The sequence below is a fragment of the Burkholderia sp. Ac-20353 genome (assembly GCF_017104785.1).
Taxonomy (GTDB): domain Bacteria; phylum Pseudomonadota; class Gammaproteobacteria; order Burkholderiales; family Burkholderiaceae; genus Burkholderia.
Genome location: NZ_JAAGPL010000146.1, coordinates 1 through 21633 on the forward strand (window position 1 = coordinate 1; position 21633 = coordinate 21633).

General features: G+C 68.8%; 20 protein-coding genes and 1 pseudogene. 5 read left to right on the forward strand and 16 right to left on the reverse strand.

Features of this window, described 5'->3' with window-relative positions:
• Positions 1 to 626 (reverse strand): 3-carboxyethylcatechol 2,3-dioxygenase (locus tag G3N94_RS29575; RefSeq protein ID WP_205796409.1); only part of this gene is annotated, 626 nt, incomplete at its 3' end.
• Between the two features lies 1 nt (position 627).
• A complete protein-coding gene (locus tag G3N94_RS29580) occupies positions 628 to 2478 on the reverse strand; it encodes a bifunctional 3-(3-hydroxy-phenyl)propionate/3-hydroxycinnamic acid hydroxylase (RefSeq protein WP_205796411.1) in 1851 nt (616 codons plus the stop codon).
• A gap of 252 nt (positions 2479 to 2730) precedes the next feature.
• Between G3N94_RS29580 and G3N94_RS29585 the strand changes: the two genes are divergently transcribed.
• Positions 2731 to 3528 (forward strand): DNA-binding transcriptional regulator, encoded by a 798-nt coding sequence (locus G3N94_RS29585; protein ID WP_205796413.1) that lies wholly within the window; start codon positions 2731 to 2733, stop codon positions 3526 to 3528.
• A gap of 11 nt (positions 3529 to 3539) precedes the next feature.
• Here G3N94_RS29585 and G3N94_RS29590 read toward each other — a convergent pair whose 3' ends face one another.
• On the reverse strand, positions 3540 to 4472 hold the full coding sequence (locus tag G3N94_RS29590; protein ID WP_205796415.1) for a sugar kinase: 933 nt from the start codon (positions 4470 to 4472) through the stop codon (positions 3540 to 3542).
• Positions 4469 to 5497 carry an SPFH domain-containing protein gene (locus tag G3N94_RS29595; protein WP_205796417.1) on the reverse strand — a complete coding sequence of 343 codons (1029 nt, stop codon included), beginning with the start codon at positions 5495 to 5497 and terminating at the stop codon, positions 4469 to 4471. Before G3N94_RS29595 ends, G3N94_RS29590 begins: the two co-directional genes overlap by 4 nt.
• Positions 5498 to 5588: 91 nt before the next feature.
• Between G3N94_RS29595 and G3N94_RS29600 the strand changes: the two genes are divergently transcribed.
• Positions 5589 to 6338 (forward strand): NUDIX domain-containing protein, encoded by a 750-nt coding sequence (locus tag G3N94_RS29600; protein WP_205796419.1) that lies wholly within the window; start codon positions 5589 to 5591, stop codon positions 6336 to 6338.
• Positions 6339 to 6389: 51 nt separating this feature from the next.
• Here the strand turns inward: G3N94_RS29600 and G3N94_RS29605 are convergent, their stop codons facing one another.
• Positions 6390 to 7277, reverse strand: coding sequence for a phosphatidylinositol-specific phospholipase C (locus G3N94_RS29605; RefSeq protein ID WP_205796420.1), 888 nt, complete (start codon positions 7275 to 7277; stop codon positions 6390 to 6392).
• A 6-nt stretch (positions 7278 to 7283) separates the two neighbouring features.
• Between G3N94_RS29605 and G3N94_RS29610 the strand changes: the two genes are divergently transcribed.
• Positions 7284 to 8306: a LacI family DNA-binding transcriptional regulator gene (locus tag G3N94_RS29610; protein ID WP_205796422.1), complete on the forward strand. Its 1023-nt coding sequence runs from the start codon at positions 7284 to 7286 to the stop codon at positions 8304 to 8306.
• Positions 8307 to 8406: 100 nt separating this feature from the next.
• Here G3N94_RS29610 and G3N94_RS29615 read toward each other — a convergent pair whose 3' ends face one another.
• From G3N94_RS29615 to G3N94_RS29665, 11 genes are all read right to left on the reverse strand, one after another.
• Complete coding sequence (locus G3N94_RS29615) at positions 8407 to 9312, reverse strand: carbohydrate ABC transporter permease (RefSeq protein WP_205796424.1); 906 nt, start codon at positions 9310 to 9312, stop codon at positions 8407 to 8409.
• A complete protein-coding gene (locus G3N94_RS29620; protein WP_205796426.1) occupies positions 9282 to 10151 on the reverse strand; it encodes a sugar ABC transporter permease in 870 nt (289 codons plus the stop codon). The genes G3N94_RS29615 and G3N94_RS29620 overlap by 31 nt, the downstream gene beginning before the upstream one ends.
• A gap of 34 nt (positions 10152 to 10185) precedes the next feature.
• The gene (locus G3N94_RS29625; protein WP_205796428.1) at positions 10186 to 11424 is read right to left on the reverse strand and encodes an ABC transporter substrate-binding protein; all 1239 of its coding nucleotides are present in this window, start codon (positions 11422 to 11424) and stop codon (positions 10186 to 10188) included.
• Positions 11425 to 11597: 173 nt separating this feature from the next.
• Complete coding sequence (locus G3N94_RS29630) at positions 11598 to 12827, reverse strand: porin (RefSeq protein WP_205796430.1); 1230 nt, start codon at positions 12825 to 12827, stop codon at positions 11598 to 11600.
• 160 nt (positions 12828 to 12987) lie between these two features.
• Positions 12988 to 13971, reverse strand: coding sequence for a helix-turn-helix domain-containing protein (locus G3N94_RS29635; protein WP_205796432.1), 984 nt, complete (start codon positions 13969 to 13971; stop codon positions 12988 to 12990).
• Positions 13972 to 14045: 74 nt separating this feature from the next.
• Positions 14046 to 14624, reverse strand: coding sequence for a DUF3156 family protein (locus tag G3N94_RS29640; protein WP_205796434.1), 579 nt, complete (start codon positions 14622 to 14624; stop codon positions 14046 to 14048).
• Positions 14621 to 16123: an APC family permease gene (locus G3N94_RS29645; protein WP_205796436.1), complete on the reverse strand. Its 1503-nt coding sequence runs from the start codon at positions 16121 to 16123 to the stop codon at positions 14621 to 14623. Before G3N94_RS29645 ends, G3N94_RS29640 begins: the two co-directional genes overlap by 4 nt.
• A gap of 160 nt (positions 16124 to 16283) precedes the next feature.
• Positions 16284 to 17624: an aspartate aminotransferase family protein gene (locus G3N94_RS29650; RefSeq protein WP_205796438.1), complete on the reverse strand. Its 1341-nt coding sequence runs from the start codon at positions 17622 to 17624 to the stop codon at positions 16284 to 16286.
• Between the two features lie 44 nt (positions 17625 to 17668).
• Entirely contained in the window at positions 17669 to 19171 is a 1503-nt protein-coding gene (locus G3N94_RS29655; RefSeq protein WP_205796440.1) for an aldehyde dehydrogenase family protein, read from the reverse strand.
• A gap of 129 nt (positions 19172 to 19300) precedes the next feature.
• The gene (locus G3N94_RS29660) at positions 19301 to 20023 is read right to left on the reverse strand and encodes a helix-turn-helix transcriptional regulator (RefSeq protein ID WP_205796442.1); all 723 of its coding nucleotides are present in this window, start codon (positions 20021 to 20023) and stop codon (positions 19301 to 19303) included.
• A 148-nt stretch (positions 20024 to 20171) separates the two neighbouring features.
• Positions 20172 to 21056 (reverse strand): neutral zinc metallopeptidase, encoded by an 885-nt coding sequence (locus G3N94_RS29665; RefSeq protein ID WP_205796444.1) that lies wholly within the window; start codon positions 21054 to 21056, stop codon positions 20172 to 20174.
• Here G3N94_RS29665 and G3N94_RS29670 point away from each other — a divergent pair.
• Positions 21055 to 21459, forward strand: coding sequence for a hypothetical protein (locus G3N94_RS29670; RefSeq protein ID WP_205796446.1), 405 nt, complete (start codon positions 21055 to 21057; stop codon positions 21457 to 21459). The two genes, G3N94_RS29665 and G3N94_RS29670, sit on opposite strands and share 2 nt — an antisense overlap.
• Positions 21460 to 21518: 59 nt before the next feature.
• Positions 21519 to 21633 (forward strand): annotated as a pseudogene (locus tag G3N94_RS43295) (3-oxoacyl-ACP reductase); the annotation flags it as partial.

Consider the following 21633-nt stretch of genomic DNA (forward strand, 5'->3'; position numbering starts at 1 on the left):
GCGCGTGCGTCGGCGTCCGGATTGCGTCCGGCGATCAGCCGCTCGGCCATCTCCGGGCTCGCGGTCGCGAGCTCCGGCACCGGCGGCTCATGCGAGATGCCGCCCGAGCCGACCACCAGCACGCGCCGGCCCGAGCGCGCGACGCAGCGGCCGATCGCGTCGCCGAGCAACCGTGCGCGGCGCAGCGTCGCCATCGGCGCCGCGACGGCGTTCAGGAACACGGGAATCACCGGGTAGCGGTCGAGGCCGCCCGTCAGCACTTCGAGCGCCTGCGCGAAGCCGTGATCGATCTGCATCCGGTAGGACACCGACACGTCGACGTCGCTGTCGAGCACGGCCTCCGCCAGCTCGCGAGCGAACGCGGCCGGCACGTTCAGCGGGCCCGCGAGGCTCCGGTAGTCGCCGATCGATTCCGCCGCGATGCCGATGCAGAACGGCGGCATCAGGTCGTAGAAAAAGCCGTTGTAATGGTCGGGCGCGAACAGCACGATGCATTCGGGATCGAACGCTTCGACGCGCGCACGGGCCGCGGCCTGCACGCGTTCGACTTCGGCCACCACGTGCGGTGCCGGATCGAAATAGCCTTGCAGCGGCGTATGGGACAGGCATTCGAGCTGGATCGGCATGTCACGCTCCCGCCGGTTGCGTCGCAGCCGCGTGCGCGAGCGCGTCGGCCTGCGCGGCGCGCGCGGTGTGTGCGGCCGGCACGGTATCCGTGAGCTGCAGCAGCGCGGCGAGCTCGACGATCGCGTCCGACACTTCCTGCGGCGCACACACGCCCGCGACGAAACGGTCCGGTCGCAGCAGCACGACCGACTGCGGAATCCGGCTGAACCAGTCCTTCAGGCGGCCCGTCGTATCGCCGATCGCGATCACGCCGTCGGGCACGTCGGCCGCATAGTCGAGCTGCACGTCCGGCTTCGCGAGCACGAAGCACGCGCCAAGCCGCTCCCACACCGCGCGCGCGGCGTCGGTCAGCCCGAAGGTCGGGTCGCTGCCCCAGCCGATCACCGCGAAGCGGTTGCCGATCGCATCGTCGAGCCGCACCGTGCGGCCGTCGGCCGTGCGCACGCGCGGCTGGATGAACATCCGGCCGACCGGCGACTGGCCGAACGCGTCGCGGCCGTACACGAGCTGCCCGAACCACGAACTGCGCTTCTGGCTCATCAGGCCGAGCAGCCGCCCCGGCGCGGTGCCGCCCGCGCGGTCGAGCAGCCGGGCCAGCACGCCGCCGTCGCGCGTGCGCTGCGGCAGCATCACGACGCCGGCTTCGTAGCGCGGCATCGGCTTGAACCGCATCTCGACGAAATGGCGTTTCGCGGCCGGGATCAGGCCGAGCGCGTGCACGAAGCCGTCGCGCACGACGCGGCCGACGCGCGTCGTCGGCGCGAAGATGTCACCGGCGACTTCCGACAGATGAATCATCGACCGCGCATGATCGCGCCGCTCGAGCGTGTAGCTCGCGAGCAGCTCGGACCGCGCGAGCCCCTTCGCGACCATCGCGAGCTTCCAGCCGAGATTGCTCGCGTCGCGAATCCCGCTGTTGTAGCCCTGCCCCTGCCAGACCGGCATGATGTGCGCGGCGTCGCCCGCGAGCAGCACGCGGCCGACGTCGAAACGGCGCGCGAGCCGCGCATTGTGCGTATAGACGCGCTTGCGGATGTAGTCGACCTTGTCCGGATCGGCGACCACCTTGCGGATCAGTGCGGCGAGGTTTTCCGGCCGCGACAGCTGTTCCTCGGTCTCGCCGGGCATCACCATGAATTCGAAGCGACGGATCCCGTGCGGCAGCGCGGCCGACACGTAAGGCCGCTCCGCGTCGCAATGCAGGTACACGTGCGGCGAGCCGAGCGGGTCGTTGCGCACGTCGACGACGATCCACTGGTTCGGCTTCGTGCGGCCTTCGAACGGCACGTTCAGCGCGCGGCGCACGAAGCTGTTGCCGCCGTCGGCGCCGACCAGGTATGCGGCCCGCACGGTCTTCTTCGTGCCGTGCGCGTCGACGACGTCGATCGTCACGCCGTCGCGGTCCTGCGCGAACGTGTCGAGCGCGTGTCCGAACAGCACGTCGACGTGCTCGAAGCGCTTCAGTCCGTCGTACAGCACGCGGTCCGCGAGCGGCTGGATGAACGCGTTGCGGCGCGACCAGCCGAACTCGTCGGTGCGCGGCTCGATCGACGCGAAGCAATGGCCGCTGCCGGTCACGAAGCGCATCCAGTGGTCGGGGGTCGTGTGCGGCAGCAGCGCGTCGGCGAGGCCGACCGTCTGGAACACGCGCAGCGCTTCGTCGTCGAGGCCGATCGCGCGCGGGTAGTCGATGATCTGCTCGAGTTTCTCGATGATGACCGCGCCGACACCCTGCTGGCCCAGCAGGTTCGCGATCATCAGGCCGACCGGGCCGGCGCCGATGATCGCGACGTCGGTCGCGATGACATGCGGGCTGGCCGGCGCGGCGGCAGCCTCGTGTTGGGCGGGCATCTGTGTCTCCTGCAAAGCTGTTTCTGTCCGGCGCGGCTCGCCGCCGCGCGTCTCCACCTTCGGACCGGCGCCCGCGTCGCGGCAACGCACGCTCTGCTACGATGGACGGGTCTTCGCCGACGCCCTCCACCGGGCCTTCTCCGCGCCCGTGCATCCGGTTTCGAACAGAGTCTAAGGAGCGCAATATCGCGCCTCAACAATTTGAGCGGAATGTGCATCTGATGCACACCGTTGATTTATAAGGACTTTATCGTGTCGAAATACACCAGCGTGCGAGGCCTCGCGCGCGGCCTGCAGGTGCTGCGCGCGCTCAACGCGATGGAGAACGGCCGCGCGACGAGCCAGCAGGTCAGCGAGGCCACCGGGCTGCACCGCACCACCGTGCGGCGGCTCTTGGAGACGCTCGTCGACGAGGGATGCGTGCGTCGCAGCCCGTCCGACGACAGCTTCCGGCTCGCGCTCGGCGTGCGCGCGCTGAGCGAAGGCTTTACGGACGACGAATGGATTTCGACGGTCGCGCCGCCGGTGATGGCGCAACTGACGCAGCGCGTCGTGTGGCCGTCGGACCTGACGACGCCCGACGGTGACGCGATGATCATCCGCGAGACCACGCACCGCTTCAGCCCGCTGTCGTTCCACCGGTCGATGGTCGGGCGCCGGCTGCCGATGCTGCTGACGGCGGCCGGGCGCGCGTACTTCGCGGCGTGCCCCGACGCGGAACGCGACGACATCCTCGCGCTGTTGCGCGCGAATGCCGACGACGACGAACAGCGCCGCCTCGCGCTCGACGACGCGTACGTCGCGAACCTGATTCGCCAGACCCGCGCGGACGGCTTCGGGCTCAATGCGAGCGATTGGGGTGCGCAGAAAAAGATCGGCGCGGTCGCGGTGGCGATCGCCGCGCACGGGCACGTGCTCGGCAGCCTGAACGTGATCTATCTGTCGAAGGCGATTGCGTCGGCCGAAGCGATCCGGCGCTTCGTGCCCGAGCTGCAGCGCGCCGCGCAGGAAATCGTTGCGGGACTCGAAGGCGAGGCCGGCCCCACCTGACCGACGCCGCGCTACACGACCAGGCAGCCCTGCGTGTCGGCAATGGTCACCGTCGCTTCCATGCCGGCGGTGAAGCGCAGATAGTCGGCCTCCATCCCGTCGGAAAAGATCACGCCGTTCTCCGGCATGCGCGAGCGCAGCCGCAGCGGCTGCGCCGCGCTCACATGGCCGAACACGAGCCCGGCCTTCGACGCGCGGCTCGGGAACGGCTCGCGCACCGCGAACGTCAGTTGCGGACTGTCCCAGGGCTGCGGCGGATACTCGAAATCGCCGGCTGCGTGCTGCATCGCGTGCGCGACACCGAGCGAGCCCGTCACCACGCTCTTCAGCCACGCGGTCGAACCGAGGCCCGTCGATACGATGATGCCGGACGACGACTGCGACTCGCGCTGCTCGCCCAGCGCGATCTCGTAAAGCGCCGAAGCATGGGTGCGCGGCCCGATGAACAGGTCGTTGACCGCCCGCAGCACCTGCCCGTCCGACAACCGCGCCTCCGCCATCGTGACCGCCTTCGTCGGCCGGCGGCCACGCGCGACATCCGCGAGCACCGCCCCGAGCGCCGGCGGCTCGAACGGCAGCAGCAGGCCGTCCCACCGGCCGGGCTCCGGATTCAGGCCGATCAGCGGCTGCCCTTTCAGGTACTTCATCGCGTTCGCGACCAGCCCGTCCTGGCCGAGCGACACGACGATATCGTCGGGCGCGAAGATGAAGTTCGGCAGATAGCTGCGATCGACGATCTGGTAGCGCCCCCAGTCCTCGAGCGCGCGCACGGTGAGCGCCATGCTGCTTGCATACGCGGCATGCTCGGCGACGTAGTCGGAGAAATCCGCACCGAGGTGCTCGAGGTAGAACTTCGCCTGCGCGAGCGTGTGATGCCGCGCGATCAGCTCCTCGAGCCGCGTGCGGCGCGTCACCAGCACGACCTTGCGAGCTTCGGCGCTCATGATGCCACCCTTGAGCCGGCACTCATCAGGCCCTGCAGCAGCTCGGGCGACACGTTGAGCTGCCCGATGCGCTCCGCCCGCTCGGCGATCCCGCCGAACGCCTGCGCGATCAGCTGGCCCGGCTGCATGCCGGCCGCCGCGAGCGCATTGACGATGCGCGGATCGGCGTGTTCGAGCGCCTGCATCACGGCTGCCACGCGGTGCGCCTCGGCTTCCGCGAGCGTCCGGCTGTTGTGCGCCTGCCCCGCGACGAACGCCTTGCGCTGCTCCTCGAGCGCGACATCCGCCGCCATCTGCTCGTCGCGCAGCGCGTTTTCCCGGCGCATCAGCGTCGCCTTCGCCTCCATCTGCGTCTCGCGGATCTGCCGCTTCTTCTGCTCGACCGCGATGTCGGTATCGAGTTCGTTCTGCCGGATCGCGCGCTCGTTTTCGACGGCCGACATCCGGCGCAGATAGACGGCGTCGTCGGCCGCCTTCAGGTTGGATTCGCGCGCTTCGGCCTCGAGCGCGCGGGCGATGTCGGGCGTCGGCTTCACGGCCATCACGGAAACGCCCAGGATCTCGAGGCCGAGCGCGTCGATCTCGGGCTGGCTCGAAAGCCCGGCCTGCACCGTGCGTGCGATGGCCGCCGACGCGCGTAGCGCCTCCTTCAGTTCCAGCGACTGCACGGCCTGCTGGACGATCACCTCGACCTGCATCGCGACGCGGTCGCCGAGGCGCTTCGGATCGTCCGACACGTACGACCGGCCGTCCTTCGCCAGCGAGAAATCCATCATCGCCGCGGTGCGGTGCGGGTCGCCGATCCGGTAGGTCACCTGCCCCTGCACCGTGACGCTCTGGAAATCCGCGGTGACGAGCTCGAGGATGAACGGACGGTCCTGGCTCGCGACCGGCACGGACACCAGCGTCGTCGCCGGCGCGTAGTAGAAGAACGACAGCCCCGCGCCCTCGCGCACGACCCTGCCCGCGCGGAACTGCATCAGGTGGACGGTCGGCTGCGACTTGATGAAGCGAATCCCGAACATGTTGGACTCCCCGTTTGAGTTGTACAGTGCAACTTGTATGAGTTGCACAATACAACCTAGAATAGGGACCGTCAAGTTTTCCTGGTTCGCCATGGCTCAGAAGAAACCCGCCTCCCCACGCCGCGCAGCGCAAGCGCCCGAGTTTCCGCTGCCCTATACGACCGTCGACGTCGTGATCTTCACGGTGCTCGACAATGCGCTGCAGGTGCTGCTCGTGCAGCGCCCGGCCGAAGCCGGCGAACCGTTTCCCGGATGCTGGGCGCTGCCGGGCGGGTTCGTCGACGTGGCCGTCGACGCGACGCTCGAGGATTGCGCGCGCCGCAAGCTGCTCGACAAGACCGGCGTGACGAGTCCGTATCTGGAGCAGCTCGGCAGTTGGGGCAGCGCGATGCGCGACCCGCGCGGCTGGTCAGCCACGCACGTGTGGTTCGCGCTGATGCCCGCGCAGGATGTGACGCTCGCGCGCGGCGCCAATGCGGCGGAGGTCGCATGGTTCGCCGTCGACGCCGTCACGCGCGCGCGCGGGCTCGCGTTCGATCACGACGACATCCTGCAGGCGGCGGTCGAACGGCTGCGCAGCAAGGTCGAGTACACGTCGCTGCCGGCGTTCCTGCTCGCGGAGCCGTTCACGCTGCCGCAACTGCAGCGCATGTACGAGGTCGTGCTCGGCCGGCCGGTGGACAAGAGCGGCTTTCGCACGCGGATGCTCGCGGCGGGATTCCTGAAGGAAGACGGTCATGTCGCCGGCGAGTCGAACCGGCCGGCGCTCGGATACCGGCTCATGGACCGGAGTACGCCCGTCGTGTTTCCGCGCACGTTCAGCCCGCGCGGCGGCGACTGACGTATCGGGGCCGGCCGTCTGTCCCGGTGCGGTGGGTCGCCCGGGACATCGTCAGCCGTTGCGCGCGATGAGCGCACGCACGAGCGCCCAATCGTCGTCGTCGCAGAAGTCGAGCAGCACGATCCCGCACGGGCAACACTGTGCGCGCAAGCGCTCGGCAAGCCGTGCGTGGATGCCCTTCACGTTGCCGTTGCCGCGCGCGACCACCGACGGATTCGCGCCCATGCCCGTGCCGCTGCTGAAATTGAGCGCCCAGCGGCCGCTGTCGGCGGACGGCATCCGTGTGAGCAGCGCATCGATCGCGTGCCACTTGTATTCGATCGATGCCGCGACCGGCACCCGATATTCGTCCTGGATCACGAACGCCGCATCTGGATGGTCGATCGTGAACGTGAGGTTGTCGGGCCATGCGGTCAGGTCGATGCCGAGCGGCCGGCTGCTGCGAAAACGCCGCAGCAGCACGACTGAGCCGCGCACGTCGCCCAGCGCAGGTAGCGCGCTGCCCGCATGCCAGCGCAACGCCGGATGCCGCGCACAATGCGCGTCGAACGTCGCATCGAAGCTGCGGCGGCATGCATGCGCCGGCCATTCGTCCTTCACCGACATCACGATGCACTCGCGCGGATGCGCGGCGAGAAAGCGCGCGCAATCGGCGAGCACGTCGTCGAACGTGATCCCGAGCGCGATCCCGCCATGATGGATGTCGAATGCGTCGCGCACGTGCCGGCAGCGGATGTCGAGCATGCGCACGCCGTGCATCAGCTGCGCGTCGAGCGGCGCGCATTGCGTGCGCACGAGTGCGTCGTCGACCGTATTGACGGTATACGCACAGGTGTCATGACTGCCCGGTACGGTCAGCGTATGCAGCGGTTGCGCGTCGTCGAGCGCCGACATCCAGTCGGCAAGCGGCAGCGGCGAAGCGTGGTGCGGAAGGATCATGAGTCGATGACAGACAAAGAAAAGAAACCATGGGTGACCGCGTCCGACGTTGCGGCGCGGGCCGGCGTGTCGCGCTCGGCGGTGTCGCGCGCGTTCTCGCCGACCGCCAGCATCGCGCCCGAAACGCGCGAACGCGTGATGACCGCGGCGCGCGCGCTCGGCTATCAGGTCAACCTGATCGCGCGCGACATGATCACGCAGCGCAGCAGCATGATCGGCGTCGTCACCGCGGGATTCGAGAATCCGTTCCGCGCGCGGTTGCTGTCGGACCTGATGGCCGCGCTCGGGCGTCATGCGCTCACGCCGCTCGTGACCAACGCGGAAGATCCGCGCCAGATCCGCCAGTCGCTCGAGCGGCTGCTCAGCTACCGGGTCGCGGGCCTCGTGATGACGTCGGCGTCGCCGCCGTTGTCGGTCGCGCGCCAGTATCTCGCGCACCGGATTCCCGTCGTGATGATCAATCGCGCGGCGAACCTGCCGCGCGCGGATGTCGTCGTCAGCGACAACGCGGACGGCGCCGCGCAGGCCGCGCGGATGCTCGTGCAGGCGGGCGCACGCCGGTTCGCGTTCGTCGGGCCGCACCACGCGAGCTACAGCGCGAAGGCGCGCGCCGACGCGTTTGCCACCGCGCTCCGACAAGGTGAATCCGGCAACGCTGCGCCGGTTCAGGCGCACGACACGACGTCCGACACGTATGCATGCGGCGTCGAAGCCGCGCATCGGCTGCTGTCCGGCGACGCGCGTCCGGACGGCGTGTTCTGTTCGTCCGACCTGCTCGCGCTGGGCGTGATCGACACCGCGCGGCAACGGTTCGGCCTGCGCGTGCCGGAGGACCTGCGCGTGATCGGCTTCGACGACATTCCCGCCGCAGCATTCGACGGCTACGCGCTGACGACGCTCCGGCAGGACACCCAGGGCCTCGCGAACGCGGCGGTCGACATGCTCGCCGAGCGGATGCAGACGTTCGACGGCGCGGCACGCACGCAGGTCGTGCCGGTAACGTGCGTGGTCCGTCACAGTTGCGGTTGAGGTCCGGCGCGGCGACGCGCCGCGTGGCCGTGCGATCCGGCGTCACGCGCGAACAACGCGAGCGCGCTGCGGCACGGCGTGCGCAAACCCGCTGGCCGCGTCACTTCAACCCGCCCGCGAAACCGCGCAGCAAGTAGCGCTGCACATACCCCGCGACGGCCAGTGTCGGCAGCGACGCAATCAGCCCTGCACTCATCAGGTCGCCCCAGTCGATCCCGTTCTCGGTCACGTAGCCGGCGATCGCGAGCGGCAGCGTAAAGCGGCTCGGTGTCGACACGAACAGCAGCGCGAGCAGGAATTCGTTCCATGCGGCGATGAACACGAAGATCGCGGTCGCGATCAGCCCCGGCGCACAGAGCGGCAGCACGATCTGCACGAGCCGCCGCGCGAGCCCCGCACCGTCGATGCATGCGGCCTCCTCGTAGTCGACCGGCACGTCGCGCACGAACGCGAGCAGCATCCAGATCGCCATCGGCAGCGCGTAGATCTGGTACGCGAGCATCAGGCCGAACAGCGAATCGAGCAGATGCAGGCGCTTCGCGAGCGCGAACAGCGGCACCGCGATCGTGATCGGCGGCATCAGCTTCAGCGCGAGCACCAGCACGAGGAACAGCAGGTCGAGACGCGCGGGAAACCGCAGCCGCACGAGCGCATACGCAGCCGGAAACGCGAGCGTCAGCGCGACGAGCGTCGTGCCGAATCCCACCAGCAGCGAGTTCAGCAGCGGGCCGGCCAGCCCGCTCGCCCACACCGACGCGAAATGCTCGAACGTCGGCGCGGCCGGCAGGATCCGCAGCGGATGGTCGAGACGCTCGAGCGCCGGCATGAACGCCGCACCCGCCATCCACACGCACGGCAGCAACAGCAGCGCGAGCGCGATGCACCGCAACGCCCACGGGAATGCACGCGCGAGCGCGGCGCGGCCGGGTACCTGCCGGCGCGGCGCATGCACTGTCGAGCGCGCTGTCGAGTGCTCTACGCGCGCCGCTTGCGAACCGTTTGCCATACGTACCCCGAAACGAGCAGCGCGGACGCCGCCAGCATCAGCACCGACGCGGCACTCGCCGGCCCGACGTTGAAGAAGCGGAACCCTGTGTCATAGATATAGGTCGACAGCGTCTGCGTCGCGTTGCCGGGGCCGCCGCCCGTCAGCGCATAGACCTTGTCGAACAGCTTGAACGTGTCGATCGAGCGCAGCAGCAGCGCGAGCCCGATTTGCGGCGCGGCGAGCGGCAGCGTGATGTCGCGCAGGCACTGCCATTCGCTCGCGCCGTCGGTCCGCGCGGCCTCGTACAGCTCCTGCGGAATCGACTGCAGCCCCGCGAGCACGATCAGGAATGCCATCGGCGTCCACTGCCACACGTCGACGAGCATCAGCGAGCCGAGCGCCAGATGCGGATCCGACAGCCAGCGCACGCCGTCCACGCCGAGCGCCGCGAGCAGCGCGTTCAGGAAGCCGTCGTAATTCAGCCAGTTGCGCCAGATCGCCGAGCACACGAGCGTCGACAGCATCATCGGCAGGATCGCGAGCGGCAGCGCGATGCGGCGCCCCGGGAACGCACGCACGAACAGCAGCGCAAGGCCGAAGCCGAGCGCCACTTCGGCGAGCGACGCCGCGATCGTGAAGCGCAGCGTGTTGCCGAAGCCGGCCGTGAACGCGTCGTCGCCGAGCACCTCGCGATAGTTCGCGAGGCCCGCGAACGCGCGGCGGCCCGCCGCGTAGTCGACATGGCAGAACGAATCGATCAGCACCTGCGCGACCGGGTACAGCGCGAGCGCGGCGAGCACCAGCAGCGCGGGCCCGAGCAGCGCGACAAATGGCAGGCTGCGGCTGAAACCCTTCATGCGCGGCGAGCCTCCGATGCGTCCGCGACGGCCATCACTTGCCCGCCGCCGCGATCGCCTGCGCGATCTTCTGCTGCGCCTGGCGCAGCGCCGCATCGGGCGCGGCCTGCCCCGTCAGCGCGAGCTGCAGCTGATCGCCGAGAATGCTCTCGACCTGCTGCCAGTCCTTCACGCGCGGCCGCGCGCGGCCTGCTTCGAGCGCCTTCAGCTGGTCCGGATACCAGCGGTACTGGCGGACCAGTGCCGCATCCTCGAACACGCTCTTGCGGGTCGGCGGAATGCCGAGCGCGGCGAGGCGCACCTGCGTGTCGCGCGACGTCAGGTACGCGAGGAAATCCTGCGCGAGCTTCGCATGCGGCGCATCCTTCGGAATCGCCATCTGCCAGATGCCGAGCATCGGCGCGGGGCCCGCGGTCTGTCCCGGCGGTGCCTGCAGCGCGATCTGGCCGGCCACGCGCGACTGCTTCGGATCATCGAGCGCCGGAACCCATGCCGGCCACACTTCGATCGCCTGCGCGGCCGTGCCGCGCTGCAGCGCGTCGCGCACTTCCGCCGCGCCGTACACGTCGACGTCCTTCGGCGCGGACGCCTTCAATGCGAGAAAGGTCTTGAGCGCCGCGTGCGCCTCGCGCGAATCGATCGTCACGTTCCCGGCACGGTCGAGCACGTCGCCGCCGTACGCCCACAGGATCGGCAGGAATCCCGTGACGACCGGATTGCCTTTCGTGCCGCGGAACACGACGCCGGACAGGCTCTTGTCCGCGCCGCCGACGGTCTGCGCGATCTTCAGCACGTCGTCCCAGTTACGCGGCGGCTGCAGCTTGTACTTCGCGAGCAGATCCTTCCGGTACGCGAACATCTCGACGTTGCCGACGACCGGCAGCGCATACAGCCCGCCGGCCGCATTGCGGCCGAGCGCGACCGTCGACGCGACCATGTCGGCATCCGCGAGCGTCGCCGGCAGCGGCTTCAGCCAGCCGTTGCCGATGAATTCTGGCGACCACGTGTCGTCCATCATCACAAGGTCGTACGCGCCGGTGCCCTCGCGCATCGACAGCTTGAGCTTCTGGTACAGGTTCGCGTTCGGCAGCTTCAGCAGTTCGATGTCGGTGCCGGGGTGCAGCTTCGTGAAGCCGGCGACCGCGTCGGCCAGCCCCTTGCCGTAGATGTCGTCACGGCCCGCGATGACGAGATCCGCGGCAACGGCATGCGACGCGAAGACGGAAAGCGCAACGGCGGCGGACAGCACGCGCAGGCGGCTGAAAAGTGTCATGGGTCTTCCTCACGATGAGCGCGATGGTGGAACGGCAATTCGTTGCACACGTGTGCAACGGAGGCGGCGGCTCGAGCCGCTCGGGGCGAACGACATTGTTCACGCCGATCGTTAAGGATTTGTGGCAGGCGGTGGCGGATGTTGCATCCGTCGCATGCCTTCCGCGCAATCCGTCAGAAATTCACGCGAATGCCGGCCATCACCGCGAGCTGCCGATTCGAGTTGCTGTTCGCGAGCACCGGAATCTGCGCGTAGTTCACCGCATTGCCGTTCGCGTCGGTGCCGAGGCCCGTGCCGCTCGCGAGCTGGCCGATCGCGACCGCATACAGCGCGGTGCGCTTCGACAGCTGGTAGTTCGTGCCGAGGTTCAGCTGATGGAAGCGCGTCGTCCCACGCCCGTCGGTGTGTGCGGCGTTGAAGATATATGCGACACCGCCCTGCCACACCGGCGAGTACGCATACGTGACGTTCAGCTCGCCGATGTCGAACGTAAACGCCTGCGTGCGCGGCTGCGCATCGGTCGAGAAAAAGCGGCTATCGCCGATGCGCGTATGCGTGTAGGTCAGCGCAATCGTCGCATTGCCGAGCGCGACCGAGCCGCCCGCGCCGAACGCGCGCATCGACGCGGCGTCCTGCAGCAGGCAGTACATCGCACCGGGGTTGCTGCAGGCGAAATCGCCGATATAGCCGCTCTCGCCGCCGAGCGCCGCGTCGAGCGGCTGCCGCAGGTTCAGGTAGCCAATCGCGAGCGACACCGGCGCGCGGTTGTACGACACCGCGAGCGCATAGCCGCGCTTCGCGGAAAAGTCGCCGGCCTGCCCGCCGAAGCTGAATGTGCCGCCGAACGTGAGGCCGTTGAAATCCGTGCTTGTGAACTTCACCGCGTTGTTGAAGTTGAACGCCGCGTTCAGGTTGTCGACGTCGCCGAGATGCGAGCCGTACGGTGTTGCCCAGTTGTTGCTCGACACGTAAGCGCCGAGCATGTCGGTATACGAATCGTATTGCCGACCGAGCCCGAGCGTGCCGATGCCGTCATGCCGCAGCCCGACCCACGCCTGCCGGCTGAATGCGGTGCCGCCCTGCAATGCCTGCCCGCTCGCGGACAGGAACTGCTGCTCGAGCGTGAACACCGCATCGAGCCCGCCGCCGAGCGGCTCCGCGCCCTGGAACCCGAAGCGGGACGGCACGAGGTTGCCGCCGCCCATCTGCCACGCATGCCCGCCGCCGACGCTGCCGTCCGCGCGCGTGAACTGCTGGTTCGTCGAGTAGATGATGCCGGTGTCCACGGTGCCGTAGAGCGTCACGCTGCCGGAGGTCTGCGCGTGTGCATGCATGCAGGAAACCGCGGCCGCCGTTGCTGTTGCTTTTGCGGCAGCAGCGGCCAGTCTCGTTCCGATCGTCATGTCCCGTCCCCTTTCGTCACTCGATTCGAAGTGCGAATCGATTGGATTGATGATGTGGTGACGGGACTCTATCCAGCGAAAATTCCGGACCTCTATCGCAAATCGGCAAACGGTGAAGTGTGTATGCCGGTCGCGCCGCGCGCGGTGCGACCGGCACGCATCATGCGGGACGCAGCGTCTGCGACGGCAGTTCGCCGAACAGGTCGCGATATTCGCGCGCGAAATAGCCGAGATGCGTGAACCCCCAGCTCGCGGCCGCCTCGCCGACGCCGAGCTGCTGCGCGGACGTCGTGCGCAGCAGGCGCCGCACCGCATTCAGGCGGATCGTGCGCAGGTAGCCGACCGGCGTGACGTCGGCGACGCGCTGGAAGCTCGTCTGCAGCGTGCGGCGGCTGCAGCGCAGCGCGCGGCACAGCTCGAGCACGGTAACGGGTTCCTCGGGCCGCTCGCGCAGATGTTTCTCGCAGCGGCGCACGATGTCGCTGTAGGTCGCGTGCGTGATGTCGCGGCGCTCCGCGCCGATCCCCTGGTCGAGCGCATCGAGGAACATGCCGAGCATCGCGTCGCGGAACATCCGGCGCGTCGCCGCGTATTCGAGGCAGCCGGGGTTGCGCTGCGCGGCGTCGATCAGCGCCGACAGCCGCTCGCCGAGCGCGACGCCCAGCGCGTCGGACAGCCGCGTCACGTGGTGCAGCCTGCGCGCACCGGTCGCGCCTGATCCTGCCGCGCCCGGGCCGGTCGCACCTGAGCCGGCCGCGCCGAACTCGGCGTCGCACAGCTCGTCGATCATGTCCGACGCGGCGCTGATGCCGACGAGCCCCATCCCTTCCGGCGTATGGAATTCGAAATCCTCGTTGGCGCGCAGTGCGAGCAGCGCATAGCCGTCGACCGGCTGGCCCTGGAAGGTACCGGCGAGCGGCACCGACAGCGGCACAGCAAGCGAGGTGCGGTCGGCCGGCGCGACGCCGGTCTGCGCGACGCGCCGGTTGGTCGTCTCGCGGAAGAAGTGGAAATCGTCGTACAGCACCTGCGTGATCGTGCCCTTGAACGGGCCCGGCGTCATCTGGCGGTAGACCTGGCGCCAGCCCGCGATCGCAAGCCCGTGCTCGTGGACGTCTTCATGTGAGCCTGACTGGAACTGCATCGGCGCCTCCGCTAAAACCCTGATCCCATTGCGCGCAGCCACCGGCATCGTGCGGCGACACGCGACGCCACAGCTTACCTGCGCAAAATCCCGCGCAGTGCGCGCTCGAACGCAATCATGGCCGCCGACAGCGCGGCGGCCTGCTCGTCGGTCAGCCGGACATAGCGGCGAAACGACGGCATCCGGCTCACGACCTCGCTGCCGCCGAACGGTACGACGGTCAACGTCCAGCGTCCGTCGTGCGCGTCGATCGCGCACTCCGTCAGATGCAGCGACCGCAGCGCGTCGGCAAGCGACCGCTCGGCGACCAGCGCAGCGACCGTGCGCGAAAAATCGGGGTCGCCACCCTGCCGGAGCGCGGCCCGCACGCCGGTGCGCCGCAGCCAGCCGGTCTGCGTGACGCGCGCGCCGCCGTGCGCGGCCGGGCCCCGCGTGGTCACCGCAATCCGCACGCTCACCGTGTGCATCAGGAATTGCCGCTCGACCTGCTCGGCAATCCGCACCTGCACGCCGTTCGCGAGCCGCGCGGCATCCCCCTCTTCGTCCCGCACTGCACGCAGGTCGGCCAGCACGCGCGCGGCGGTAGCTCCTGGCCGGTAGCCGGGCGGCGGCGCATCCGGCGCCGCGCGCCACCGGGCGAGCGCGGCTTTCATCCGGCGACGTGCTCGTTGCGCAGCACTTCCTCGACCGGCACCGGCTTGAACGGATGCCGGCGCTGCACGACAACGGTCCAGAACAGTGCATATAGCGCGGTCAGCCCGAGCATCGCACCGAACGGCACGTAGATGTCGCGCGGGTTCATACCGGGCGGCGTGATGTACCAGATCGCGAGCACGATGCCGACGCTCGACACGATCTGCGGCAGCGGGAACCACGGCGAGCGGTACGGGCGCGGCAGGTCCGGCCGGCGAATCCGCAGCATCACGACCGACGCGGTCACGAGCAGGTACGCGGTGCCCCATGCGCAGGTCGCCGCGAGCACGAGGTGCAGGATGCTGTCGAGGTTGCCGTTGATCAGCCACGCATGGAAGATCGGCACGACCGCCGCCGCGACGATGCCGACCACCGGCGTCCTGAAGCGCGGATGCAGATAAGCGAAGCAGCGCGGCAGCGCGCCGTCGATCGCCATTCCGTACAGGATCCGCGGCAGGCCTGCCATCAGCGTGTTGATCGTCGCGGCGCCGGCACACAGGAACGCGATGCCGAACCACACGCGGCCGAACGGCCCGAGCACCTGTAGCGCGAACGCGGGAATCGCACCGGGGGTGTCGAGCAGGTGCGTGAGGCCGTCCGGGCTGACCGGCACGTTCGGCACCTGGCGGCGGATCGCCGCGCCGTACAGGAACATGCAGATCGCGACGCCGACGAGCCCGAGCGCCATCGCGCGCGGGATCGTGCGGCCCGGCGCCTTCATCTCCGGCGCGAGCGGCGTGACGAACTCGCAGCCGACGAACATGAACATCGCCATCCCGACGAGCGACAGCACGGCCGCAATCGACGTGCCGACCTCCGAGCGGCCGAACCAGCCGTCGAGATGCACGGCCGGTGCGGCCGCGATGCCGAGGATTCCGAAGATCATCAGCGACAGCCACATGCCGGCCGTCAGCACGATCTCGAGCTTGCTGAACACCTTGATGCCGATGATGTTGGTGATCGCGAACGTGATCACGAGGCCGACGCCGACGAGCCACGAGCTGTTGTGCTTCTCGAGTGCCGCGTTCAGCGATTCGAAGTTGACGAGCGCCATGATGCCGCTCAGGATCGTCTCCGCGGTGCCGGCGAACACGTGCACGAGGAAGTACGCGGAGATCGTGCCGGTGATCGCCCAGAAGCGGCCGAGCCCGCATGACAGGTAATCGTAGACGGAGCCCGCCGTCGGCAACATCGCGGCCGCCTCGGAGAACGTCGTCGCCTGCGCCTGCATCATCACGAACGCGATCAGCATCGCGACTGCGAACGCCCAGCCGCCCATCCCGAAGCCCGACGTCGCGGTGAGAATTACCGGGCTCGCCATGATGAGCCCGACGGCGCTGGCGAGCGCGGTCGGGAAGCCGACCGCGCCTGCATTCAGCACCGTGCCGCGCGCCTCCGCCGCTGGCGCGCCAGCCGATGCTTCGGTTGCCGCGCTGGTAAACCCTGATGATCCCGACATCCTTGTCTCCTGTTTCATCATTCGATGTCGAAAAAATACGCGGGCAAAAAAACCTTGAGATAGCGCAAATCGGCAAACCGGCGGGCGGTATGCGTGCGGCCCGCGCAGTCGCTCGGCGGGCCCGCCACGCTTGGCCCGCCGCGCCTGGTCGGCCGCACCGTTATACGAACGGCACCGTCTCGAAGCCGGCCCCGAGCGCGTCGACGATCCGGTCGAGCTGCTCGCGCTGGATCACGAGCGGCGGCGACAGGATGATCTTCGTGCCGACCGGACGCACGAGCACGCCGTTCTCGCGCGCGACCTCGGCCACCGCGTTCGCATAGCCGGACAGCGGATCGATCGGCTCGCGGGTCTGCTTGTCCGCGACGAGGTCGAGCGCGAGCATCAGCCCCTTGCCGCGCACCTCGCCGACCGCCGCGAACCGCGCGGCGAACGGCTGCAGCGCTTCCAGCAGGTACGCACCCTGCTTTGCCGCGTTCGCCGGCAGGTCCTCCTTCAGCACGATGTCGAGGCTCGCGAGCGCGGCCGCGCATGCGACCGGGTGGCCCGCGTACGTGTAGCCGTGCATGATCGCGCCGCCGAAATCGGCGTTCTGCGCGAATGCGTCCTCGATCCGCGCATTGACGGCCGTCGCGCCGAGCGGCACGTAGCCGGACGAGATCCCCTTCGCGAGACACATGATGTCCGGACGCACGCCCCAGCCGCGGCTGCCGAACAGGCTGCCGCTGCGGCCGAAGCCCGTCACCACTTCGTCGGCGATCAGCAGCACGCCGTAGCGGTCGCACACCTCGCGCACGAGCGGCCAGTAGTTGGCCGGCGGCACGATCACGCCACCCGCGCCCTGGATCGGCTCGGCGATGAATGCGGCGACCGTGTCGGGGCTCTGGAACAGGATCTCGCGCTCGAGCAGCTCCGCGCAGATTCGGCCCAATTCTTCGGGATCCTGCGTGAACGGGTTGCGGTACAGCCACGGCGTCTCGACGTGAAAGCAGCCCGGCAGGTTCGGCTCGTAGTTGCGGCGAAACACCGTGTTGCCGTTCACCGACGCGCCGCCGAAATGCGTGCCGTGGTAACCCTGCTTCAGCGAGATGAACTTCGTGCGGTCGGCTTGGCCGCGCACCTTCCAGTACTGGCGCGCGATCTTCAGCGCGGTCTCGATCGCGTCCGAGCCGCCCGAGCTGTACAGCACGCGGCGCATGCCTTCCGGTTCGAGCATGTCGATCAGCAGCTTCGACAGCTCTTCCGCGCGCGGGTGGCTGATCCCGTCGAACAGCTGGAAGTACTCGAGCTCGTCGAGCTGGCGCACGATCGCGTCCTTCACTTCCTGACGGTTGTGGCCGACGTTGACGTTCCACAGGCCGGCCACGCCGTCGACGAGCTGCTTGCCGTGTTCGTCGAACACGTAGCAGCCGTCGCCGCGGACGATGCGGATCGGCTTGCGCCGCTTCATTTCGTTCGGGTGCAGCATCGGGTGCCAGAATTTCGCTTCGTTGTAGCTCATTGCAGTCTCCGCTTCGGGATGGGTGTGCAGTGCCGCGCCGCGCGTCAGTGCGCGATGCAGACGGATTTGGTTTCGGTGAAGCCCTCGATCGCGTACTGGCCGAACTCGCGGCCGATACCCGACTGCTTGTAGCCGCCGAACGGCATCGACGGATCGAGCGGGATATGGCAGTTCACCCACACGGTGCCGGCCTCGATCTGCGGCACGAGGTTCATCACGCGCGTCAGGTCGTTGCTCCAGATGCTCGCGGCGAGACCATACGGCGATGCGTTCGCGAGCCGCACCGCATCGGCCGCGTCGTCGAACGGCAGCACGACGACCACGGGGCCGAACACCTCGTCGCGCACGATCGCGCTGTCGGGGCGCGGGTCCGCGATCACCGCGGGCTTCACGAAGTAGCCGGGCAGATCGTCGGCGGGCGTGCCGCCCGCGAGGAACGTGAGGCCGTCGCGGCGCGCCTGCTCGATGTGCTGGACGACCTTGTCGCGATGGTGGGCGGACACGAGCGGATTGATCTGCGCGGTCGTGTCGAGGCCCGGCCCGAGCTTCATCGACTGCGCGATGCCCGCGAGGCCGTCCGCGAGCTGCGCGAACTTGCTGCGGTGCACGTAGATCCGCGACGCGGCCGCGCACACCTGCCCCTGGTTGAAGAACGCGCCCGCCGCGACGCCGTCGAGCGCCTGCGCGACGTCGACGTCATCGAGCATCACGATCGGGTTCTTGCCGCCAAGTTCGAGCGAGAAGCGCGTCATGTTCTGCACGGCCGCAGCACCCACCAGCTTGCCGGTTGCGGTCGAGCCGGTAAACGAGATCTTCGCGATCGACGGATGGCGCGCGAGCGCCGCGCCGCACGTGCGGCCGCCGGTCACGACGTTGAACACGCCCGGCGGAACGCCCGCTTCGAGCGCGAGCTCAGCGAGACGCAGCGCGGTGAGCGGTGTTTCCGGCGACGGCTTCAGCACGATCGTGCAGCCGGCCGCGAGCGCGGGCACGAGCTTCCACACGGCGATCATCAGCGGGAAATTCCACGGCACGATCGCCGCCACGACGCCGACCGGCTCCTTGCGCGTGTAGGCCGTGTAGCGCGCGCCGGGCGGGAACGGGATCGACACGTCGAGCGTCTGGCCCGTGATCTTGGTCGCCCAGCCGGCCATGTAGCGCGCGTATTCGACACTCGCGCCGACTTCGACCGCGCGCGCGATATGGATCGACTTGCCCTGGTTCAGCGTTTCGAGCTGCGCGAGGGTTTCGGCATCGCGCTCGATCAGGTCGGCGAGCTTCAGCAGGATGCGTTCGCGGTCGGCCGGGCGCAGGCCGCTCCACACGCGCGCGTCGAACGCGCGCTTCGCGCTCGCGACGGCGCGCTCGACGTCGTGCTCGTCCGCGTCGGCGACCGATGCGAGCCGCTCGCCGGTTGCCGGGTCGTGCACGTCGAGCCGCGCGGCCGCGTGCGCGGGCTGCATTGCGCCGTCGATGAAGAGGCCGAAGTCGCGCGCGGTGAAACTGCGCACGGTGTCGCTGACAGCGACGAAATTCGATGAGGTCATGGGCGTCTCGATGAGGGTCTTCGCGAGGCCGCGTGCCGGGGCACGCGGGCGTCGGGCCACTGTATCGAGCGTGTCGGGCGCGGAGTGAGCGCAAATTGGCAGCGCGTGACGCGACGGGAACGGCAGCGACTAGAGAAACAGCGCGCCGACCAACTCGGTGCGATTCGACACGCCGAGCTTGCGGTACATGCGCATCAGGTGGGTCTTGACGGTCGGCTGGCCGAGCGCGAGGTCGCGCGCAATCTCCTTGTTCGAGCAGCCGTCGCGCACGAGGCGCGCGATCTGTTCCTCGCGGTAAGTCAGCCGTTCCTCGCAAACAATGCGGTGGATGCCGCGCCTCGCGCGCAGCGGCGGGCTCAGCGCGGCTTCGGCGACAGGTTGCAGACGCGCGAGCGCGTCGATCTCACCCGGTGCGAAGCGGCCGGACTCACCGAAACGCAGCAGCGAGAACGCGCCGATCGTCCGCCCCCCGTCGCGCAGCCAGATCTCGACGACGTCCGCGACGTGATGCCGGCACAGGAAGCGGGTCCAGTACGCGGACGCGGCGCGGCGCTCGTCGGGCAGTTGCGACGCGAGCGTGACGACCGCGCCGGCGCTCGCCGCGCAGCGCGACGGATGCAGCGGATCGAGCATCCGGTAGCGCGCGACGTAGATGCGATGCATCGATTCCGGCATTCCGAACAGCTCAAAATCCGCCGCTTCGCCGCTCGCGTCGAGCCGGTAGAACACGATCGCGGACGGGCTCGCGAATGCGTCGAACGCGTCCACGCATGCGCGTAGTGCGCGCTGCCAGTCGGCGGCGTCGGAATCGGGCAAAGCGGATGCTGCGGATGGTGTCGTCGTAATGGACATCGGCAGGCGGACAGACGCGTCGAACGTCAGCTCAGCCTACGGGCGGCGGCAAGCGGCGCGTGAGCGCAAATCGGCAATTTGTCGCCATGACATGCGCCCGCCCGATCCCCCTTCCTGCGCGCGGTAGCGCCGCGCGCCTGCCGCCACGTCAGCGCGCGTGCGCCGCGAACGTGTCGCACGCGCTCAGCTCACCCGATTCGAGGCCGCGCCGCAGCCAGTACACGCGCTGCTCGCTGGTGCCGTGCGTGAAGGTCTCCGGCACCACGTAGCCCTGCCCTTGCTGCTGCAGGCGATCGTCGCCGATCGCGGCGGCCGTCTTCAGGCCCTGCTCGAAATCGCCGGGCTCGATCAGCCGCCGGTTCGCGCGCTGCGCGTTATTCGCCCAGACGCCCGCGAAGCAGTCGGCCTGCAGTTCCATCCGCACCGACAGCTGGTTCGCGCGCGCTTCGCTCGAGCGCCGGCGCGCGGCGTCGACCTTGCCGGAAATGCCGAGCAGGTTCTGCACGTGATGGCCGACCTCGTGCGCGATCACGTACGCCTGCGCAAAATCGCCGCCCGCGCCGAAGCGCCGGCGCAGTTCGTCGTAGAAGCCGAGATCGATGTAGACCTTGCTGTCGGCCGGACAGTAGAACGGCCCCATCGCGGTCTGCCCCGTGCCGCAGGCCGTCGGCGTCGAGTTCGTGAACATCACGAGCGTCGGCGGCCGGTATTGCTCATGCAATTGCGTCGCGAAGATGGTCGTCCAGGTCCGCTCGATATTGCCGAGCACCTTGCGCGTAAACACCGCGCCCGTGTCGGACGCCGGCGGGCCCTGACGCTGCGCCGGCGCGGGCTGCGCGTGATGCTGCGTGCCCTGCAGCGCCGACGCGCCGTCTAGAATCACGCGCGGATCGATCCCGAAGAAATACGATGCGGCGAAGGCGACGACGATCGTGCCGATGCCGATCGTCGCGCCCCGCCCGCCGCCGAAACCGCCGCCACCACCGCGGCGATCCTCGACATTCTGGCTTTCGGTTTCGTCATCCAGCCTCATGGCCGGCCTCCCCTTTATGGTCGTCATGCCGGCCGGGAAAATGCCGGCCGGGCGAAAAATCCTGCAACAGGCCGCGCCGTACCTGCCGTGTCTCGTTTCCCGTGCCGCTGCCGCGCCGGATACGTCGGCAGGCGGCGCCGGACAACCGGACCAGGCAAGCGGCACGCGCGAAGCAGCCGATATGCGGCAATCGATTCGTGAAACGGCGGCCAGACGTGTTCTCCGGCCCGTCACGAATCGTCACGATTCGCCGCGGGCGCTATTTTGCCGACCTTCGATGACTTATCGCAAAAATATCGAGCATAGAGCGATCCGGCGCGCGACATCGTCAGCCTTTGCAAAATGGCCGCCCGCTCACGCCTGCATCCCGTGGCGGCTCGCGCGCATTCATCCGTTCGGCTGATAGCCGCCTGCCCGCGCGCCGCCTACAGTGACCGGAAGCGGATTTTTCCGGAGAACGAGATGACCCAAACACATCCCCGCACGATCGTGATCACCGGCGCGGGCACCGGGATCGGCGCCGCCTGCGCGCGCCGCTTCGCCGGCCTGGGCGACCGCGTCGCGCTGGTCGGGCGGC